At 73.5% G+C, this 18,123-nt stretch carries 15 protein-coding genes; 5 read left to right on the top strand and 10 right to left on the bottom strand.

Features of this window, described 5'->3' with window-relative positions:
* Positions 1–206 precede the first annotated feature (206 nt).
* Entirely contained in the window at positions 207–1,622 is a 1,416-nt protein-coding gene (locus ACF1AK_RS26955) for an AI-2E family transporter (protein ID WP_391501403.1), read from the top strand.
* 61 nt (positions 1,623–1,683) lie between these two features.
* Here ACF1AK_RS26955 and ACF1AK_RS26950 read toward each other — a convergent pair whose 3' ends face one another.
* The 4 genes from ACF1AK_RS26950 to ACF1AK_RS26935 form a co-directional block, all read right to left on the bottom strand.
* Entirely contained in the window at positions 1,684–1,941 is a 258-nt protein-coding gene (locus ACF1AK_RS26950) for a hypothetical protein (protein ID WP_391501402.1), read from the bottom strand.
* A gap of 122 nt (positions 1,942–2,063) precedes the next feature.
* The gene (locus tag ACF1AK_RS26945; protein ID WP_391501401.1) at positions 2,064–2,246 is read right to left on the bottom strand and encodes a hypothetical protein; all 183 of its coding nucleotides are present in this window, start codon (positions 2,244–2,246) and stop codon (positions 2,064–2,066) included.
* Between the two features lie 155 nt (positions 2,247–2,401).
* Entirely contained in the window at positions 2,402–2,944 is a 543-nt protein-coding gene (locus ACF1AK_RS26940) for an alkyl hydroperoxide reductase (RefSeq protein WP_391501400.1), read from the bottom strand.
* A 3-nt stretch (positions 2,945–2,947) separates the two neighbouring features.
* Positions 2,948–3,499 carry a peroxiredoxin gene (locus ACF1AK_RS26935; RefSeq protein WP_391501399.1) on the bottom strand — a complete coding sequence of 184 codons (552 nt, stop codon included), beginning with the start codon at positions 3,497–3,499 and terminating at the stop codon, positions 2,948–2,950.
* A 188-nt stretch (positions 3,500–3,687) separates the two neighbouring features.
* On the opposite strand from ACF1AK_RS26935, the gene ACF1AK_RS26930 reads away from it, so the two are divergent.
* Complete coding sequence (locus ACF1AK_RS26930) at positions 3,688–4,641, top strand: LysR substrate-binding domain-containing protein (RefSeq protein WP_391501398.1); 954 nt, start codon at positions 3,688–3,690, stop codon at positions 4,639–4,641.
* Positions 4,642–4,680: 39 nt separating this feature from the next.
* On the opposite strand, the gene ACF1AK_RS26925 is transcribed toward ACF1AK_RS26930, so the two are convergent.
* A complete protein-coding gene (locus ACF1AK_RS26925; protein WP_391501397.1) occupies positions 4,681–5,304 on the bottom strand; it encodes a TetR/AcrR family transcriptional regulator in 624 nt (207 codons plus the stop codon).
* Between the two features lie 151 nt (positions 5,305–5,455).
* On the opposite strand from ACF1AK_RS26925, the gene ACF1AK_RS26920 reads away from it, so the two are divergent.
* Positions 5,456–7,672: an MMPL family transporter gene (locus ACF1AK_RS26920; RefSeq protein WP_391501396.1), complete on the top strand. Its 2,217-nt coding sequence runs from the start codon at positions 5,456–5,458 to the stop codon at positions 7,670–7,672.
* Positions 7,673–7,726: 54 nt separating this feature from the next.
* Here ACF1AK_RS26920 and ACF1AK_RS26915 read toward each other — a convergent pair whose 3' ends face one another.
* The 3 genes from ACF1AK_RS26915 to ACF1AK_RS26905 form a co-directional block, all read right to left on the bottom strand.
* Positions 7,727–9,538, bottom strand: a complete 1,812-nt coding sequence (locus ACF1AK_RS26915) for a SpoIIE family protein phosphatase (RefSeq protein ID WP_391501395.1) — start codon at positions 9,536–9,538, stop codon at positions 7,727–7,729.
* A gap of 94 nt (positions 9,539–9,632) precedes the next feature.
* Positions 9,633–10,328: a class I SAM-dependent methyltransferase gene (locus tag ACF1AK_RS26910; protein ID WP_391501462.1), complete on the bottom strand. Its 696-nt coding sequence runs from the start codon at positions 10,326–10,328 to the stop codon at positions 9,633–9,635.
* Between the two features lie 686 nt (positions 10,329–11,014).
* Positions 11,015–13,996, bottom strand: coding sequence for a BTAD domain-containing putative transcriptional regulator (locus ACF1AK_RS26905; protein ID WP_391501394.1), 2,982 nt, complete (start codon positions 13,994–13,996; stop codon positions 11,015–11,017).
* Between the two features lie 217 nt (positions 13,997–14,213).
* Between ACF1AK_RS26905 and ACF1AK_RS26900 the strand changes: the two genes are divergently transcribed.
* On the top strand, positions 14,214–14,468 hold the full coding sequence (locus tag ACF1AK_RS26900) for a hypothetical protein (protein ID WP_391501393.1): 255 nt from the start codon (positions 14,214–14,216) through the stop codon (positions 14,466–14,468).
* Positions 14,469–14,782: 314 nt separating this feature from the next.
* On the opposite strand, the gene ACF1AK_RS26895 is transcribed toward ACF1AK_RS26900, so the two are convergent.
* A complete protein-coding gene (locus ACF1AK_RS26895; protein ID WP_391501392.1) occupies positions 14,783–15,064 on the bottom strand; it encodes a hypothetical protein in 282 nt (93 codons plus the stop codon).
* A gap of 222 nt (positions 15,065–15,286) precedes the next feature.
* On the opposite strand from ACF1AK_RS26895, the gene ACF1AK_RS26890 reads away from it, so the two are divergent.
* Positions 15,287–16,048 (top strand): GntR family transcriptional regulator, encoded by a 762-nt coding sequence (locus ACF1AK_RS26890; RefSeq protein ID WP_391501391.1) that lies wholly within the window; start codon positions 15,287–15,289, stop codon positions 16,046–16,048.
* A gap of 184 nt (positions 16,049–16,232) precedes the next feature.
* On the opposite strand, the gene ACF1AK_RS26885 is transcribed toward ACF1AK_RS26890, so the two are convergent.
* On the bottom strand, positions 16,233–17,900 hold the full coding sequence (locus tag ACF1AK_RS26885) for a fumarate hydratase (protein ID WP_391501390.1): 1,668 nt from the start codon (positions 17,898–17,900) through the stop codon (positions 16,233–16,235).
* Positions 17,901–18,123 lie beyond the last annotated feature (223 nt).

The following is an 18,123-nucleotide window of genomic DNA, read 5'->3' as shown; positions in this document are numbered from 1 at the left end:
GATCGACTCCTCCCCGCTGCCCGGCGCCTGAAACCACCGGGGACGTGCTGGTTTGCCCCGGAATCGGCCCCGAAGAACCCGCACGGAACGTGCCCGCGGAGCGGACTCACCGCCTCCCGGCCGGGTAGCGTCTTCCTGACGGCCGTGGCGGGACCACGGCGTGCCGCCGCACCGGGCGGCTCCGGCGGGGAGAAGTGGTAGCGAGCATGGCGCGGGGCGGAAAGGCCTTCAAGGCCGTGGCCAAGGGCATGGCCGTGGTGGCGAGCGCGGCCGCCGTGATCGAACGGCGCCGGCGGGCCGCGATGGCGGCCGACTTCCACGAACCGCCGCTGTCCGGGCTGCCCCCGCTGCCCGCCGACCCGCTGCCGGGCCCGCGCTCCGAGGCCGCCCCGCCGCCCGCGGTCCCTGCCCCGGCTCCCGCTCCGGCGCCCGTCCCGGCTCCCGCCGCTGCTCCCGCACCGCCGTCGCCCGCCGTCCCCGCCTCGCACGGGCACTTCGGCCGACCCGCCACCCCCGCCGAGGCGGTGCCGTGGGGCCTGCGGGTCGCCGCCGAGTCGACCTGGCGGCTGCTGCTCCTCGGCGCCGCGCTGTACGTCGTCTTCTACATCGTCGACATGCTGCGGCTGGTCGCCTTCGCGGTGCTCGCCTCGCTGCTGATCTCCGCGCTGCTGGAGCCCACCGTCTCCTGGCTGCGCCGCCACGGCGTCCCGCGCTCGCTGGCGGCCGGCGGGGTGTTCATGAGCGGACTGGCCGGCATCGGGCTGGTCGGCTGGTTCGTGGTCTGGCAGGTGACGACCAACCTGGAGACCGTCACCAGCAAGGTCAAGGCCGGTGTCGACCAGTTGCGGGACTGGCTGATCACCGGGCCGCTGCACCTCACCGAGCAGCAGATCACCGACTTCGCCAACCAGATCACCAAGGCGATCAGCACCAACACCGAGCAGATCACCTCGGCGAGCATCACCGGCGCGCAGATCGCCGTCGAGGTGCTCACCGCCGTCCTGCTCGCCTTCTTCACCACCTTCTTCCTGCTCTACGACGGCGAGCGGATCTGGAACTGGGCGCTGCGCGGCCTGCCCCGGCACTCCCGCTACGCGATGGCCGGCGCCGGCCCGAAGGCCTGGGCCACGCTCACCGCCTACGTCCGCGGCACCGTCTGCGTGGCCTTCATCGACGCGGTCTGCATCGGCATCGGCATCCAGCTGCTCGGCGTGCCGATGGCCCTGCCGCTCGCCGTGATCATCTTCCTGGGCGCCTTCGTCCCGCTGGTCGGCGCGTTGGTCACCGGGACGGTCGCGGTGCTGATCGCGCTGGTCACCACGACGCCCTGGACGGCGCTGATGGTGCTGGTCGTGCTGATCGCCGTCCAGCAGATCGAGGGCCATGTGCTCCAGCCGCTGATCCTCGGCCGCGCCGTCCGCGTCCACCCCCTCGGCGTCGTCCTCGGCGTGGCCGCCGGCTCCATCATCGGCGGCATCGGCGGCGCCATCGTCGCCGTCCCCCTGATCGCCGTCACCAACACCGTGGTCACCCACCTGCGCCGCCGCAACGAGGCCGGCCAGGCCGTCTTCACCGCCCTCGAAGCCGCCCGCGAAGCCGCCACCCGCCCCCCGACCGCCTGACCCCCCGACTCCCGCCCACGCGAACGGGCCCCTCGCCGGGACCCGTCCGCGGTCTGCCGCATCAGCGCGCCGCGAGTACCGCGCCCCAGATCAACGCGCCCATGCAGCCGATCAGCGCGCCGTTCGCCACCAGCGCGGACTTGGCTGTCCGTGCCCAGTGCCGAGCGGGCGTAAGGGCCAGGAGCACCCAGCTCAGCAGGCCGCCCGCGACCGGACCGAGCAGCGGCAGAAGGACCACTCGTGCGGCTCGGTCCAACCTCCAGTCCTCGTCCAGCCCGAACATCGAGAGAAGCGAGGCGATCGCGACCCATCCGCTCACGGCGAGTCCCACCAGGACCCAATAGAGCACGGCGAGCTTGGCCCACCCGTTCCCGGCCCGGGAGACCTGCCCGTGCGGGCCGCTCGGACGTCCTGGGCCAGTGGGCCTCTCCTCGGGTCGATTCACCGGCCCTCCGTCCTTCGGACCCGGTCCACGTGCCCGCTGACGATCGCCCCGATGTTCGCATCGAGGAGGGCCTTCGTCTCCCCCGGTATCAGTGCGGCGATCTTGGACGCCGTGCGTCCGGCCGCCTGCAGCTCCCCTGCTCGTACCTCGAACCCTGCGTTCCCCCCGGTGCCGGGCATGCGGCCTCTTCCTCTCTTCTCGGAGGTGTGTTCGGTCCGCGTCGGACTGTAGTCGGAGATGGCGGTGGGTGTGGGGGGAATGGGGGTATGCGGACGGGCCCCTCGCCGGGACTCGGGGGGAGTCCGGGGGAGGGGCCGGTCCGGGGTGGTGCGGGTCAGGCGGTGGCGGTCGCGAGGGCGGCCTCGGAGTCGAGGACGCCGGCGACGGCCTGGAGGACGGCGGCGATCTTCATCGAGGCCTGGACGACCTCGCGGTCGACGCCGGCCTTGCGCAGGACGGCCTCGTGGGAGTCGAGGCACTGGCCGCAGCCGTTGATCGCGGAGACCGCGAAGCACCAGAGCTCGAAGTCGGCCTTCTCGACGCCCGGGGTGCCGATGATGTTCATCCGCAGACCGGCCCGCATGCTGCTGTACTCCTTGTCGGAGAGCAGGTGCAGCGTCCGGTAGTAGACGTTGTTCATCCCCATGATCGCGGCCGCGCCCTTGGCGGCGTTGTACGCCTCCGGGGAGAGGTTGGCCTTGGCCTCGGGCTCCAGCTCGCGCAGGACGGCGGGGCTGCGGGTGGCCATCGCGCAGGAGAGAACGGTGCCCCACAGCTGCTGGGCGGGGAGGTCGGAGTTGCCGATGACCGAGCCCAGGTTGAGCTTGAGGTCCTTGGCGTAGTCCGGGAGGGCGGACTTCAGGTCGTCGAGGGCCATGGGTCAGCCCGCCAGCAGGGCCTGGGCGTCGAGGGTGTCCTCGCCCTTGTTCCAGTTGCACGGGCACAGCTCGTCGGTCTGCAGGGCGTCCAGCACCCGCAGGACCTCCTTGGGGTTGCGGCCGACGGAGCCCGCGGTCACCATGACGAACTGGATCTCGTTGTTCGGGTCGACGATGAAGACGGCGCGCTGGGCGGTGCCGTCCGCGTTCTCGACGCCGCAGGCGCGCATCAGGTCGTGCTTGATGTCGGCCAGCATCGGGAACGGCAGGTCGTTCAGGTCCTTGTGGTCCTTGCGCCAGGCGTGGTGCACGAACTCCGAGTCGCCGGAGACGCCGAAGATCTTGGCGTCACGGTCGGCGAACTCCTCGTTCAGCTTGCCGAACGCGGCGATCTCGGTCGGACAGACGAAGGTGAAGTCCATCGGCCAGAAGAAGACGACCTTCCAGCCGTTCTGGTCCTCCGAGGTGTAGTCCTTGAACTCCAGCTTGTCAGCGGACGGGCCTTCCACGCCCTTGAGGTTGTAGGCCGGGAACTGGTCGCCGATCGTCAGCACGTTCGCTTCTCCTGTGAGGGGTGGGGAGTTTGTCCGGTTTGCGGAACGGGTTCCACCATTCCACATCGTGGACTGATCAGGGAAATAGCTACACTCGATGTGTCTGATCGGAGAGAGTTATCAACAGCCCCACGCCCCCCGCTCGCCCCGCCCGTCGCAGGAGCCCCGTCCGCAAACCCGAGACGGGTGTGGCGAACGCCACCCCGCGCAGCCCCCGGACACCCACGGTCGCCCAGCTCAAGGCCTTCGTGGCGGTGGCCGAGCACCGGCACTTCCGGGAGGCCGCGGCGGCCACCGGGACGAGCCAGCCGGCGCTCTCCGGAGCGGTCGCGGCGCTGGAGGAGTCACTGGGCGCGCAGCTCGTCGAGCGTACGACGCGCCGGGTGATGATCACCCCCCTGGGGGAGCGCGTCCTGGAGCACTCGCGCCGGGTGCTCTCCTCCCTTCAGGCGCTCACCGAGGAGGTGGAGGCCGCCCGCCGCCCGTTCACCGGACCGCTGCACCTGGGCGTCATCCCGACCGTCGCGCCGTACCTGCTGCCGACCGTGCTGCGGCTGGTCCGCGACCGCTACCCGGAGCTGGAGCTGCACGTCCACGAGGAGCGGACGCCCTCGCTGCTGGAGGGGCTGGCCGCCGGGCGGCTGGACGTGCTGCTGCTGGCGCTGCCGGCCGGCGGCGGCGCGCCGACCCGGGACATCCCGCTGTTCGACGAGGACTTCGTGCTGGTCGCCCCGCCCGACCACGAGCTGGCCGGCCGGGTCGACGTGCCGCGCGACGTGCTGCTCGACCTGGACGTGCTGCTGCTGGAGGAGGGCCACTGCCTGCGCGACCAGGCCCTCGACATCTGCCGCGAGGTCGGCGCCGACCCGGCCGGATCCACCACCCGGGCGGCCGGACTGTCCACCCTGGTGCAGCTGGTGGCCGGCGGTCTCGGGGTGACCCTGCTGCCCGCCACCGCGCTGGACGTGGAGGCGGGCCGCACCGACCGGCTGGCCGCCGTCCGCTTCGCCGCGCCCGCGCCGGGCCGCCGGATCGGCCTCGCCACCCGGCCGGGCTCGGCCCGCAGCGCCGAGTACGACCGCTTCGCGGTCACCCTGCGCGAGGTGCTCGCGGAGCTGCCGGTCCGGATCGTCGAGCCGTAGCCGCAGCCGCAGCCGTAGCCGCGGCCGCAGCCCCGCCCGTCAGCCCGCGGCGGGCGTGCCGAGGCAGAGCCCGACCGTGGTGGCGACCAGCACGTCGAGCGCCCGGCGGGACTCCTCCTCGGGGTCCTCGCCGGCGGCCTTGAGCACCAGGTAGCGGTCGGTCAGCCCGTTGAAGCCGGCCAGGAAGTACACCGCGATCTCCTGCGCGGGCAGCGCCGGCGGGTGCCCGTGGGCGGCGGAGAGCGCGGTGAGGAGTTCGGCGGCGGTGGCCTCGATCTCGTGCTGGAGCGCCCGCATGATCTCCTGGAGGTCCGGGTCGCGCAGCGACATCGCGGAGAACTCGGTGATCAGCGCGCACTTCCCGCGCTCGCCGACGGCGCTGTCCCACAGCGCGTAGACCATCGTGCGGATCTGCTCGCCGAACGGGCCCTCGTCCGGCGCGGACGCCCGCACCTGGCCGATGAAGTCGGCGGTCAGCTGCTCGACGACGGCCCGGTAGAGGTCCTTCTTGGTGCCGAAGGTGTAGTGCACCGTCGCCTGTGCCACGCCCAGCTCGGCCGCGATGGCGCGGGTGCTGCCGGCGGCCACGCCCTCGCGGGCCATCAGGTCGATGGCGGCCTGGATGAGTTGGGGGCGCCGTTCGGCCGCCGGGACATGAGCCATTGGGCCAGGGTATCGCCATGTTCACACAACTGGATCGTCCGATTGCGTCACACAACCCCGTCGTTCGACTTTGTCACGTGAACAAGTTCGGCGTACGGTGGTGCGGACGACTGGACGACCAGCCGGAAACGACCCCACCGAAGGTGTACGCATGGCCACGTACCTGTACCGCCTGGGCCGCCTCTGCTTCCGCCGCAGGCGAACCGTGCTCGCCGTCTGGCTGGCCCTGCTGATCGCCCTCGGCGGCGCGGCGGCGGCCTTCGGCGGCGCGACCTCCGAGGAGTTCAAGGTCCCCGGCACCGAGGCCCAGGCCACCCTGGACCGCATCAAGGGCACCTTCCCCGAGCAGGGCCACGGCTCGGCCCAGGTGGTCTTCGCCGTCGGGACGCCCGGCGCCATCACCGCTCCCGGGACCGCGCAGGCGGTCGGCGAGGCGGTCGCCCGGATCGCCGCCGTCCCGGGTGTCGCGGGCGTCCCCGACCCGTACGCCACCGGCGCGCTCTCCCCGGACGGCACGCTCGCGCTGGGCCTGGTCTCCTTCGACAGCGCGCTCGGCGACATCACCGACCAGCAGCGCGACGCCGTCCGGGCGGCGGCGGACCCGGCCCGCGCGGCCGGGGTCACGGTCGCCTTCGGCGGCGACGCCTACAACCAGATGGCCCAGGTGGACGGCGGCGAGGTGGTCGGCCTGATCGTGGCCGGGGTGGTCCTGGTGGTCACCCTGGGCTCGCTGGCGGCGGCCGGGCTCCCGCTGGTCACCGCGCTGATCGGGGTCGGCGTCGCGATGGCCGCCGTCGTCACCGTGGCGGGCTCGTTCGAGATCATCTCCACCGCGCCGGTGCTGGCGCTGATGGTCGGACTGGCGGTCGGCATCGACTACGCCCTGTTCATCCTCTCCCGGCACCGCCGCCACCTGACCGAGGGGCTGGAGCCCGAGGAGGCCGCCGCCCGCGCCACCGCGACCGCCGGCAGCGCGGTGGTCTTCGCGGGCCTCACCGTGGTCGCCGCCCTGGCCGGTCTCGCGGTCGCCGGCGTGCCGTTCCTGACCGTGATGGGCCTGGCCGCCTCCGGCGCCGTCGTCGTCGCGGTGCTCGTCGCGATCACCCTGCTGCCCGCCCTGCTCGGCTTCGCCGGCCGCGGCATCGACCGGCTGCCGGTCCGGCGGCGCGCGCTGCGGACCACCGGACGTACGACGCTCGGCGAGCGCTGGGCGGGCTTCGTGGTGCGCCGCCCGCTGGCCGTCCTGCTGGCCGGCCTCACCGCGCTGGTCGCGCTCGCCGTGCCGGCCGCGAGCCTCACCCTCGGCCTGCCCGGCGGCGGCTCGCAGGCGAAGGGCACCGACGCCCGCACCGCCTACGACCTGGTCGACCGCGGCTTCGGCCCCGGCTTCAACGCCCCGCTGGTCGTCGTGGTCGACGCCGCCGGGGCCGCGCAGCCGGAGCAGGCGGTGCGGGGCGTGGCCGACCGGCTCGCCGCCCTGCCCGGCGTGCAGACCCTGCTCCCGCCGCAGCTCGACGGGCCGAGCCGGATCGCGCTGCTGCCGGTCATCCCGAAGACCGGCCCGGACCACGCCGACACCCGGCAGCTGGTCACCGACATCCGCGAGCAGCGCGAGGAGCTCCGGGCCGGGACCGGCGCGCGGATCGACGTCACCGGCACCACCGCCGCCAACATCGACGTCTCCGCCAAGCTCGCCGACGCGCTGCCGCCGTTCGTCGCGGTGATCGTGGGCATCGCGCTGGTGCTGCTGGCGCTGGCCTTCCGGTCGGTCCTGGTGCCGCTGAAGGCGGTGGCGGGCTTCCTGCTCTCCATCACGGCCTCGCTCGGCGCCGTCGTCGCGGTCTACCAGTGGGGCTGGCTGGACGGCCTGATCGACGTGCCGAAGGTCGGTCCGGTGGTCAGCTTCGTGCCGATCCTGCTGATCGGCGTGCTGTTCGGGCTGGCGATGGACTACGAGCTGTTCCTGGTCTCCGGCATGAAGGAGCACCACGTGCACGGCATGACGGCGCGGGACGCCGTGGTGGCCGGGGTGAGGAACGGGGCCCGGGTGGTGACCGCGGCGGCGCTGATCATGATCGCGGTCTTCGGCTCGTTCGTCTTCGGCCACGACCCGATCGTCCAGCCGATCGGGTTCGCGCTCGCGGTGGGCGTGCTGGTGGACGCCTTCGTGGTGCGGATGGCCCTGGTGCCGGCCGCGATGGCACTGTTCGGGCAGGCCGCCTGGTGGTTCCCGAAGAGCCTGGACAGGGTGGTGCCCCGGGTGGACATGGAGGGCGAGCAGCTGATGGCCCGGCTGGAGCCCGCCGGGAGCGGCGCCGCCCCCGAACCCGGGGTGCCCGGGGCGCCCAAGGTGCCCGAGCAGGTCTGACGGCCCGGCGGGGGGCCGCCCCGGCGCGGCGCGCCGGGGCGGCCCCGTCGCACGTCACGGCAGGCGCTGCTCGAACCAGACCACCTTGCCGGTGCCCAGCCGGGTCGCGCCCCAGCGCTCGGCGCACCGGGCCACGATCTGCAGGCCCCGCCCGCGCTCGTCCTCCGGACCGGTCCGGCGCGGCCGGGGCAGCAGCGGGCTGTCGTCGCCGACCTCGCAGCGCAGCCGGGTGGTGCGGACCAGGCTCAGCGTGACCGGGCGGGTGGCGTGCTGGACGGCGTTGGTGACCAGCTCGCTGACCATCAGTTCGGTCGCCTCGCTCAGCTCCTCCAGACCCCAGCGGCGCAGCGTGTGCGCGGCCAGCCGGCGCGCCCGCCCCGGCGTCTCGTTGCGCGGCTGGAGGTACCAGTGGGCGACGTCCCCGGCCGGGATGCCGTCGAAGCAGGCGGCCAGCAGCGCGATGTCGTCGCCCCGGTCGCCGGGCGGCAGGATCCGCAGCGCCTCCTGGCAGAGGTGCTCGGGCGCGTGCCGCTGGGCGCCCGCGAGCCGGGCGCGGAGCAGTTCGAGGCCGTCGCTGAGCGGCCGGTTGCGGGTCTCCACCAGGCCGTCGGTGAACAGCAGCAGGGCCGAGCCGGGCGGGGCGGGCAGCTCGACGGAGGAGAAGTCGACCCCGCCGACGCCGATCGGGGCGCCCGCCTCCAGGTCGAGCAGCTCGGCGGTGCCGTCCGGCTGGACGAGCACCGGCGGCACGTGCCCGGCGTTGGCGAGCACCACCCGGTTGGCGATCGGGTCGTAGACGGCGTACACGCAGGTCGCCAGGTGCTGCTCGCGGCCGAGCCGCTGGGCCTGCTCGTCCAGGTGGTAGAGCACCTCGTGCGGCGGCAGGTCGAGCGCGGCCAGGGTCTGGGCGCTGGTGCGCAGCTGGCCCATGATGGCGGCCGAGGTGAGCGAGTGGCCCATCACGTCGCCGACGATCAGCGCCACCCGGTTGCCGGGCAGCGGCACGGCGTCGTACCAGTCGCCGCCGACCTGGGCGCCGCGTTCGCCGGGCAGGTAGCGCTGGGCGAGCCGGACGCCGTGCGGCTGGGGCAGGCGCAGCGGCAGCATGCTGCGCTGGAGCTCGTTGGCTATCTCCCACTCGCGGGCGTACCGCAGCGCGGTGTCGACGGCCAGTCCGGCCTGGGTGGCGAGGTGGGCGGCGGTGGCGGTGTCGGTGGCGTCGAAGCCCGGCCGGCCGCTCTTGGCGCGCGGGCGCCGGATCAGCACCAGCAGCCCCAGCACGGTCTTGCGCCCGCGCAGCGGCAGGGCGAGCACCGAGGTCCCCGGGCTGAGCCGGGCCAGTCCGCGGGCGCCGTACAGCTCGCGCAGCAGCTCGGTGGTGCGGGCGCTGCCGCTGTTCCCGGCCGCGCCGAGCACGACCGGTTCGGCGGGGCGGCGGCTGAGCAGGGTGTGGGCGAGCGCGCCGCCGCGGGTGACCGGGGTGGCCGGGCCGGGGTCGGCGGTGGAGCGGGCGCCGTAGCGGCTGCCGTAGCGGTCGCGGCGGTCGTCGCCGGCCGGGCGGCCGCGCCGGCCCAGCCGGGTGCCCTGGCTGTGGTGGATCCGCAGATGCTCGGGGAAGCCGGGTTCGCGCTCGACGTTGGGCAGCGGGTCGCGCAGGTGGACGACGGCGGCGTCGGCGAGGGCGGGGACGAGCACCCGGCCGACGTTGCGCAGGGTGGCGGCCAGGTCGAGCGCGCTGTTGATCCGCCGGGTCGCGGAGTCGAGGTAGGCGAGGCGCTCGGGGACGCGCTCCGGGGGTGACGACGGGCGGCGCGGGGTCGGCAGGGCAGGCGGCTCTCCGGCCTCGGGATTGAGCTGGTCGCGCACGGGTGCCTGTCCTGGGGATCGGTACGGTCTGTGGTCTGTCGGGGACTGCCGGGGGTGTGCCTGGGTGCTGCCGGGGTGCCGCGGTCCGGCGTCGTCAGCCGGTTCGCCGGCAGCGGAGGAAGAGCTGCTCCTCCGGCGGCAGCGAGGTGCTGGCGGGCGCGTACGGACGGCCCTCCCGCTCCTCGACCGTGAACCCGGCCGCCAGCAGGACCCGTTCGAGATCCTCCCGCAGATATCCACTGATCCGCAGCTCCCGGCCGAGGAACGGCAGGGGAACGTGATCGAGATCCGCCTCGACCATACCGAGCGCCAGCAGCCCGCCGGGCCGCAGCAGCGCGCGCAGCCGGCCGAGCACGGTGGGGATCTCGTCCTGGGGGAGCAGGATCAGCGAGAAGAAGGCGGTGACCGCGTCGAAGGTGCCCCGTCCGGCGGGTCCGAGCCGGGGCAGGTTCCAGGCGGAGCGGGCGCGCTCGGTGGCGAGGTCGTACATGTCCATGCGGTGCAGGCGGGGCGGGTGCGGGCCGGGGTGACGGGCCTCCCGGGCCAGGCTCAGCATGACGTCCGAGAGGTCGACCCCGGTGACCCGCATCCCGGCGGCGGTCAGCTGGCGGACGGTCGGCTCGCCGTTGCCGCAGCCGACGTCCAGCACCGCGGCGCCCGGCTCCAGCGCGGCCAGCAGCCGGTGGCCGCAGGCCAGCTGCCCGTCCTTGGAGGGGAACGCCTCCGCGTAGCCGGTGCCGATGGTGTCGAAGGCGACCGCTTGCAGGGCGCGTTCGGCCCGGCGGCGCAGGACGTCGGACCCGTCGTCGCCACCCGCGTCCTCGTCGACGGGGAACGGATCCGATATCTGTCCGGTCGTCACGATTGAGAGGCACCTTTCGGCCGGGCCTCCGGTCGGCCGGACGAGGCGCGGGGCCGGGCCGCCGTCTCCTCCCGGCGTCCGCGCTTCCCCGCCGGCCCGCTGCCGGTGGCGGTACGTCACGCTCCCCGCGTCACAATGACTGCATTGCCACGCTGACTGCACGCTGACACTTTGCACAGACTCTTTGCACAGAGACACTCTGCACTGCGGGAGCGCCGCGGCGCTGCCTTTTCCGGATTGGTCCACCGGAGAAGTGCACTGGTGTGTGTACTGGCCTCCGAGAATATGCGTGATCACTCCGCCATGGGGTCCGTTTCCGGCCAACTCGCGGCGGTTGGCCGACACCGCCCCCCTGCCCGGAAGCGCAGGGCGCGGGCCGGGGTGGTGCGATCGGGCCCGCACGCCGTACGGTCGGCGCCCGCACCCGTGCCGACCTGCGGCTCCGTCGGTCCGCAGACCGACAACCGGGCGTTTATTGAACGTCAATCCGGTCGGTGCACAGTGGAGTCCAGCGCCGGGGAAGCGTTGAAGGTGTTCCCGCAGCCGGGGGGCTGCGGGAGCACCGGACGCTCTCGGGGGAAGGCCTCCAGGGGGGAGCACGGGGGAACGGAGGCCTACGGCGCGGGGGGAAAGAAGGGCTCGGTGTGCTGCTGGGAGATGAGGTCCGCCACGGGGGAGGCCTCCGGCACACCGAGCCGCGTGAAGATGGCGTGGGCTTCGCGCAGACACGCCAGGCCGCGTGCGGGCTGGGCGAGGCCGAGCAGAGCCTCGCCCAGTGCGGCGTTGGCCAGGCCCTGGCAGTAGGCGGAGTCCATCTCCAGCCCGATCGCCAGCGACTCCTCGGCCGCCTCGGCCGCCTCGGCCTGCTGGCCGGCGGCCAGCAGCGCGGAGGAGAGCCGGGCCAGGGTGTAGCCCTCGCGCAGCCGGTTCTGCTGGGACTGGTAGAGCCGGTGGGACTCGCGCAGGTGATCGGCGGCGGTCGCGGGATCGTCGGCGGAGGAGAGGACCACGCCGAGTTGGTACAGGGTGTCCGCCAGGCAGGGGCCGTTCTTCGAGGCGCGCGCGGTGGCGACCGCCTCGGTGACCGAGCTGACGGCCGTCTCGACCAGGCCCAGGCCGAGTTGGGCCCGGGCCATGTTGCCGAGCAGCCGCGCCTCGCCGATCGGCGCGCCCACCACCCGGCTGATGGCGAGGGCCTGCTCGAAGAACGGCAGCGCCTCCGCGGGGCGGTTGGCGAGGCTGAGGACGATGCCGAGGTCATTGGCCGCCATGGACTGCAGGACGGTCATGTCGTCCGCGTCCTGCAGGCCGAGGCTCTTGCGCAGTGACTGCTCGGCGCCCTGGAAGTCATTGGTGATCGACTGCAGCGTCCCGAAGGCGAAGTGGACCCGGGCGAGCGCCGCCGCGTCCCCGTACCGTCCGGCGTTGTGCTCCGCCGCCTCCAGCATGCGGCGCACGCGCGCCCCGTGGGTCGGGTCCTCCACCAGGCTGCCGAGGATGATCAGCAGGTCGACGGCGGGCCGCAGCAGCAGGCCCGGGCCCTGGACCGCGGCCTCGACCGAGCTGAGGAGCAGCGCGGTCTCGGTCCGCAGCCACTCCCGGGCGAACGCGTTGGTGATCAGCGCGATGCCGTCGGAGCCGGGCACGTTGAGCGGCTCGGGCAGCTGGTCGTCGGGTTCGATGGCCCGCGCCGCGTTGCGGACCGTGGCGAGCAGGAGGTCGAGCAGCCGGAGCACGGCGGCCCGCTGCTCCGCCACGTCCCCGGACCGCTCGTTCTGCCGCTGCGCGTAGAGCCGCAGAAGATCGTGGTACCGGTAGCGGCCGGGGGCGAAGGTCTCCAGCATGTTCGCCTCGACGAGCGCCTCGGCGAGGTCCTCGGCCTCGTCCTCGTCGACACCGAGCAGCGCGGACACCGCCGCCAGCGGCAGGTCCGGGGAGTCGACGACGGAGAGCAGGCGGAAGGCCCGGGCCTCGGCGGGGGAGAGCTGCCCGTAGCCGAGCCCGATGGTGGTCTCCACGGCGAGGTTGCCGAGTTGGAGCTCGTCCAGGCGCCGGCGCTGATCGGCTAAGCGGCGGGCGAGGTCCGAGACGCTCCACCGGGGACGGCTGGCGAGCCGGGCCGCGGCGATCCGGACGGCGAGCGGCAGGAAGCCGCAGGCGGTCACCACCGCCATGGCCGCCTCCGGTTCGGCGGCGACGCGCTGCTCGCCGACGATCGCGGAGAACAGCGCGAGCGCCTCCTCCGGCGTCAGCTCCTCGACGTCCACCAGGTGCGCGCCGGGGATGCCGGCCAGCCGGGAGCGGCTGGTGGCGAGCACCGCGCAGCTGGAGACCCCGGGGATCAGCGGCCGGATCTGCTCGGCGTCCTGGGCGTTGTCGAGCAGGATCAGCATCCGCCGGCTGGCGAGCAGGGAGCGGTAGAGGGCGGCGCGCTGCTCCAGCGAATCCGGGTTCTCGGTGACGCCGAGGGCGTGCAGGAAGTCACCGAGCACCACGGCCGGGTCGGCGGGCGAGGCGCCCGCGCCGCGCAGGTCGACGTACAGCTGCCCGTCCGGGAACTCCGTGCGCACCCGGTGGGCGACGTGCACGGCGAGGGTGGTCTTGCCGACGCCGCCGATGCCGGCCAGCGAGGTGACCACCACGGCCTGGCCGGTGGCGTTCATCAGGACCGCCGAGAGATCGGACACCATCTCGGTGCGGCCGCTGAAGTCCGAGACGTCGGCCGGGAGCTGGGCCGGGGGCGGCGGGGCGGCGGGCCCCTCCTCGCGGGCGGCGGCGGCCGCCGGGACGGGGGCGGCCGGAAGGGTCAGCGCCGGGTCCGCGGCCAGGATCCGGGCATGCATGGTGGACAGCCCGGCGCCCGGCTCGACACCCAGCTCGTCGATCAGCAGCTTGCGGGTGTCGGTGTAGACGCCGAGCGCCTCGGCCTGCCGGCCGCAGCGGTACAGCGCGAGCATCAACAGTTCGCGCAGCCGCTCGCGCAGGGGGTGTTCGGCGGTGAGCGAGTTCAACTCGCCGACCACCTCGGCGTGCAGGCCGATGTCCAGGGCGAGCGCGCACCGGTCCTCGGCGACGGACACCTGCCGCTCGGCCAGCCGCAGCCGCTGGGCGTCCGCGTACGGCCCGGGAACGCCGGTGAGCGGACGGCCGGCGAACAGGCCGAGCGAACGGACCAGCAGCCGGTGGGCGTTGTCGAGGTCCCCGGCGCCGCGGGCGGTCGCGGCCTCGGCGGCGAGGTGCTCGAACACGGTCACGTCCAGCGCCTCGCCCGGGATGTGCAGGGCGTAGCCGTCGGCGACGGAGACGAGGAACTCGGCGGGCCGCCGCACCTCGCGGCGGGGCTCGATGACCGTGCGCAGCCGGGAGACGTAGGTGCGCAGCGCCGCGACGGCCTGGGCGGGCGGGCGGTCGCCCCAGAGGCCGTCGACGAGGTCCTGGGTGGTGACGGGGCGTCCGGCGTGCAGCAGGAGCATCGTCAGAACGGCCTGCTGCTGCGGGGAACCGAGGGCGAGCTGCCTGCCGTCGAGCCAGGCCTGGACCGGACCGAGTACCTGGAAGCGCAGCGCCGGTGCAGGCGGCGTCTCCCGAAACTCCATGTAGTCCCCCGATGGCCTGGTGTTGATGTCCCGGTAGGGCGCTCGGCGGTTCCGCCGTTGTGGTGGCCTCAGCTTAGGCGGGGGGCCGACTCTGCCGGACGGCACGGTCAGCCGCACGATGTTTATCGGTCATTTAATCAACCCTACGATACTGACTCCGCGCCCGCGCCGATCCGGTGGGGCGGAAGACATGTGATGACCGAAAGGCGGCCCCAGCATGGCCAACGAGCAGAGCGAGACCCCCGTGGCGGCCGCGCCGGCCGAGCAGGCCGCGGCCGAGGCCGGCCGGGCGGTCGAGGGCGCGGTCGCCGCGACCTCGGAGCAGGCCGGCTACGCCGAGCCCTCCGCCGACCGCAAGGCCGACCTGGAGGACGACCTCTTCGGTGACGAGGGGCAGTACGTCGTGGAGCCGGCCGGCGACGCGGTGGGCACCGAGCGCGAGCCGCAGGGCGTCATCTCCAGCCACCCGTAGGACCGACCGTCCCGTCAGCGGTTCCAGGGGGGAACGCTTGAACACGCTCCGTCGCCTCGCAGTCGTCGCCGTCTCGACGATCGTGGTGACCACCGGCTACCTCGTGACCGCCACCGGCGCCTCGGCCGGGGTCATCAGCGGTCACCCGTAGCCCCACACAGCACCCGTGCGCCCCGCACCCCGCCGTCCCGGTGGTGCGGGGCGCCCGTCGTGGAGCGGCACCCCGCCGCCGGACCCGGGCCGCCAGGGGGAGCGGCGGCCCGCCGTGCGTCCGGTGGCCGGAACCGGCCGGTGCGGCTTCCGCCGAGCCGGTTTCAGGTCGCGGGGAGGGGAGAGGGGCCGGCCCGGCGCGAGGGGCCGGTCCGTCCCGCGGACTCGGCCCCGGCGGCGCCCTCGAAGGCCGCTCCGCCGACCGGGGCCGCGGAGGTGACGTGCTCGGGGCGGGCGGTCCACTCGCGGCCGCCCTCGGGCGGGCGGAGGTAGTGCTCCCCGCCGATGGTGTCCATGTAGATGCCGGTGCGTCCGGTCCTGGTGTCGAGGACGGATTCCCCCACGCGCGGCCGGTAGGCCGCGGCGGCGCGCTTTCGGATGCTCACCGCGCTGCTCCTTGCTGCTCCGGTGCGGGCGCGGCGACGGGTGTGGCGGCCGGCCCTGGTCGCTGTCGTGGCTTGGCTCGGTTCGGCACTGCTCGGCGACTACCCAGCATCTCTAGAGAAGCTAATATCTCTAGAGATGTCAACGGTCTAACCGGTCCTATCGGCTTACCGCGGACCGAAGGCGCGCCTACGATTTCCGGCGAGGGGACGAGGGAGACGGCGATGGTCGGCAGCAGCAGCGGCGAGAAGCAGCCCAAATACCAACGGATCGCCGACAGCCTGAAGGCGGCCATCGACGCCGGCGAGTACCGCGCGGGCGACCGGCTCCCCGGCGAGAACGACCTGATGGACACCTTCGACGTCGCCCGGATGACCGCCCGCCAGGCGCTCGGCGTGCTGCAGAGCGAGGGCATCGCCGAGGCCCGCCGCGGGGCGGGCGTCTTCGTCCGGGACTTCCGGCCGCTGCGCCGGCGCGGCATCCAGCGGCTCGCCCAGGGCCAGTGGGGCTCGGGCCGCTCGATATGGTCGGCCGACATCGACCGCCGCAGCCTCGTCGTCGACCAGGTCTCGGTGACCGAGCGGGGCGCGCCCGAGCACGTGGCCCGGGTGCTCGGCGTGGACCCGGGCGAGCCGATGTGCGTCCGGCACCGGCGCTTCGTCCTGGACGGCAAGCCGGTCCTGCTGTCGACCTCCTACCTCCCGGCCGGCCTGGTCGCGGGCACCGCCATCACCCGTGAGGACACCGGCCCCGGCGGCACCTACGCCCGCCTGGCCGAGATCGGCGCCAAGCCCGTCCACTTCCGCGAGGAGGTCCGCTCCCGGATGCCCAGCGCCGACGAATCCGCCCGCCTCGACCTCTCCGCCGGCACCCCGGTCATCCTCATCTGCCGCACCGCCTTCGCCGACGAGGGCCAGGTCGTCGAGCTGAACGAGATGACCCTGGACGCCGCCTCCTACGTCCTTGAGTACGACTTCGACGCCTGACCGCGCACGGCCGTCAGCGGAAGCGGTAGCGGGAGCGGGAACGGGAACGGGCCTTGAGGGCCTCACCACCGCGGCGCGGGTTTCCGGTACGGGGCGCGAGGCCCGGCCGGCGGCGGAAGCGGACCCGCCCCGGGCGCGGGCGGCGGCCGGGGCGGGGCGGGGTGTGCGGGGAGGGCTGCTCGGGCTACTCCTTGGAGCGCACGCGGAGGTTGGTGATCAGCGGGCCCTCGGTGGTCTCCCGGAAGAAGTCGTTGCCCTTGTCGTCGACCACGATGAAGGCCGGGAAGTCCTCGACCTCGATCCGCCAGACGGCCTCCATGCCGAGCTCGGCGTACTCCAGGACCTCGACCTTCTTGATGCAGTCCTGGGCGAGGCGGGCGGCGGGGCCGCCGATGGAGCCGAGGTAGAAGCCGCCGTGCTGGGCGCAGGCGTCGGTGACCTGCTTGGAGCGGTTGCCCTTGGCGAGCATGACCATCGAGCCGCCGGCCGCCTGGAACTGGTCGACGTAGGAGTCCATCCGGCCGGCCGTGGTGGGGCCGAAGGAGCCGGAGGCGTAGCCCTCGGGGGTCTTGGCCGGGCCGGCGTAGTAGACCGGGTGGTCCTGGAGGTACTTGGGCATGCCCTCGCCGGCGTCCAGACGCTCCTTGATCTTGGCGTGAGCGATGTCGCGGGCGACGACCAGGGTGCCCGTGAGCGAGAGGCGGGTCTTCACCGGGTACTTGGAGAGCTCGGCGCGGATCGCGGACATCGGCTGGTCGAGGTCGATGCGCACCACGTCGTCGTCGAGGTGCTCGTCGGTGGTGTCCGGCAGGTACTTCGCCGGGTCGGTCTCCAGCTGCTCCAGGAAGACGCCCTCGGCGGTGATCTTGCCGAGCGCCTGGCGGTCGGCCGAGCAGGAGACGGCCATCGCGACGGGCAGCGAGGCACCGTGGCGCGGGAGGCGGACGACGCGCACGTCGTGGCAGAAGTACTTGCCGCCGAACTGGGCGCCGATGCCGATCTTCTGGGTCAGCTCGGTGACCTTGGCCTCCAGCTCCAGGTCGCGGAAGCCGTGGCCGGTCCTGGCGTCGCCGGAGGTCGGCAGGTGGTCCAGGTAGTGCGCGGAGGCGTACTTGGCGGTCTTCAGCGCGAACTCGGCGCTGGTGCCGCCGATCACGATCGCCAGGTGGTACGGCGGGCAGGCCGCGGTGCCCAGCGAGCGGATCTTCTGCTCCAGGAACGAGAGCATGCTGGCCTCGTTCAGGATCGCCTTGGTCTCCTGGTAGAGGTACGACTTGTTCGCCGAGCCGCCGCCCTTGGCCATGAAGAGGAACTTGTAGGCGTCGCCGTCGGTGGCGTACAGCTCGATCTGCGCCGGCAGGTTGTTGCCGGTGTTCTTCTCGTCCCACATGGTCACCGGGGCCATCTGGGAGTAACGCAGGTTCAGCTTGGTGTACGCGTCGTAGACGCCGCGCGCGACGGCGGCCTCGTCGCCGCCCGCGGTGAGCACGTTCTGGCCGCGCTTGCCCATGACGATCGCGGTGCCGGTGTCCTGGCACATCGGCAGGATGCCGCCGGCCGAGATGTTGACGTTCTTCAGCAGGTCCAGCGCGACGAAGCGGTCGTTCGGGCTGGCCTCCGGGTCGTCCAGGATGCGGCGCAGCTGGGCGAGGTGGGCGGGGCGCAGGTAGTGCGAGATGTCGTGCATCGCCTCGGCGGTGAGCAGCCGCAGGGCCTCGGGCTCGACCTGGAGGAAGGTGCGTCCGCCGGCCTCGAAGGTGGAGACGCCTTCGGAGGTGAGCTTGCGGTAGGGGGTCGGGTCAGCGCCCAGGGGGAGCAGGTCGCTGTACTCGAAGTCCGGCGTGGGAGCCATGGGGGCGGTCCTTAGGTGTCCAGTGTTGCCGGTGTTCCGGCTGCGTCGGCGAAGCACCCTGGAGGGGCGAAAGCACCCTCAAGGGTAGGACCCGCCGATATCCCGCACGCGGGAAGGTCCGCCTGCGTGACCAGGGTCACCCGGGGGCGGTGCGGGGGTTGCCCCGTTGACTAGGCTTGCCCCCGTGGACAACTCGCCGTCGAAGGACCCGCAGGACCAGCAG

Source organism: Kitasatospora sp. NPDC015120, from assembly GCF_043080305.1.
Lineage (GTDB): Bacteria > Actinomycetota > Actinomycetes > Streptomycetales > Streptomycetaceae > Kitasatospora.
Note: the sequence above shows the minus strand (reverse complement) of the source record. Positions and strands in the feature narration are given on the sequence as shown.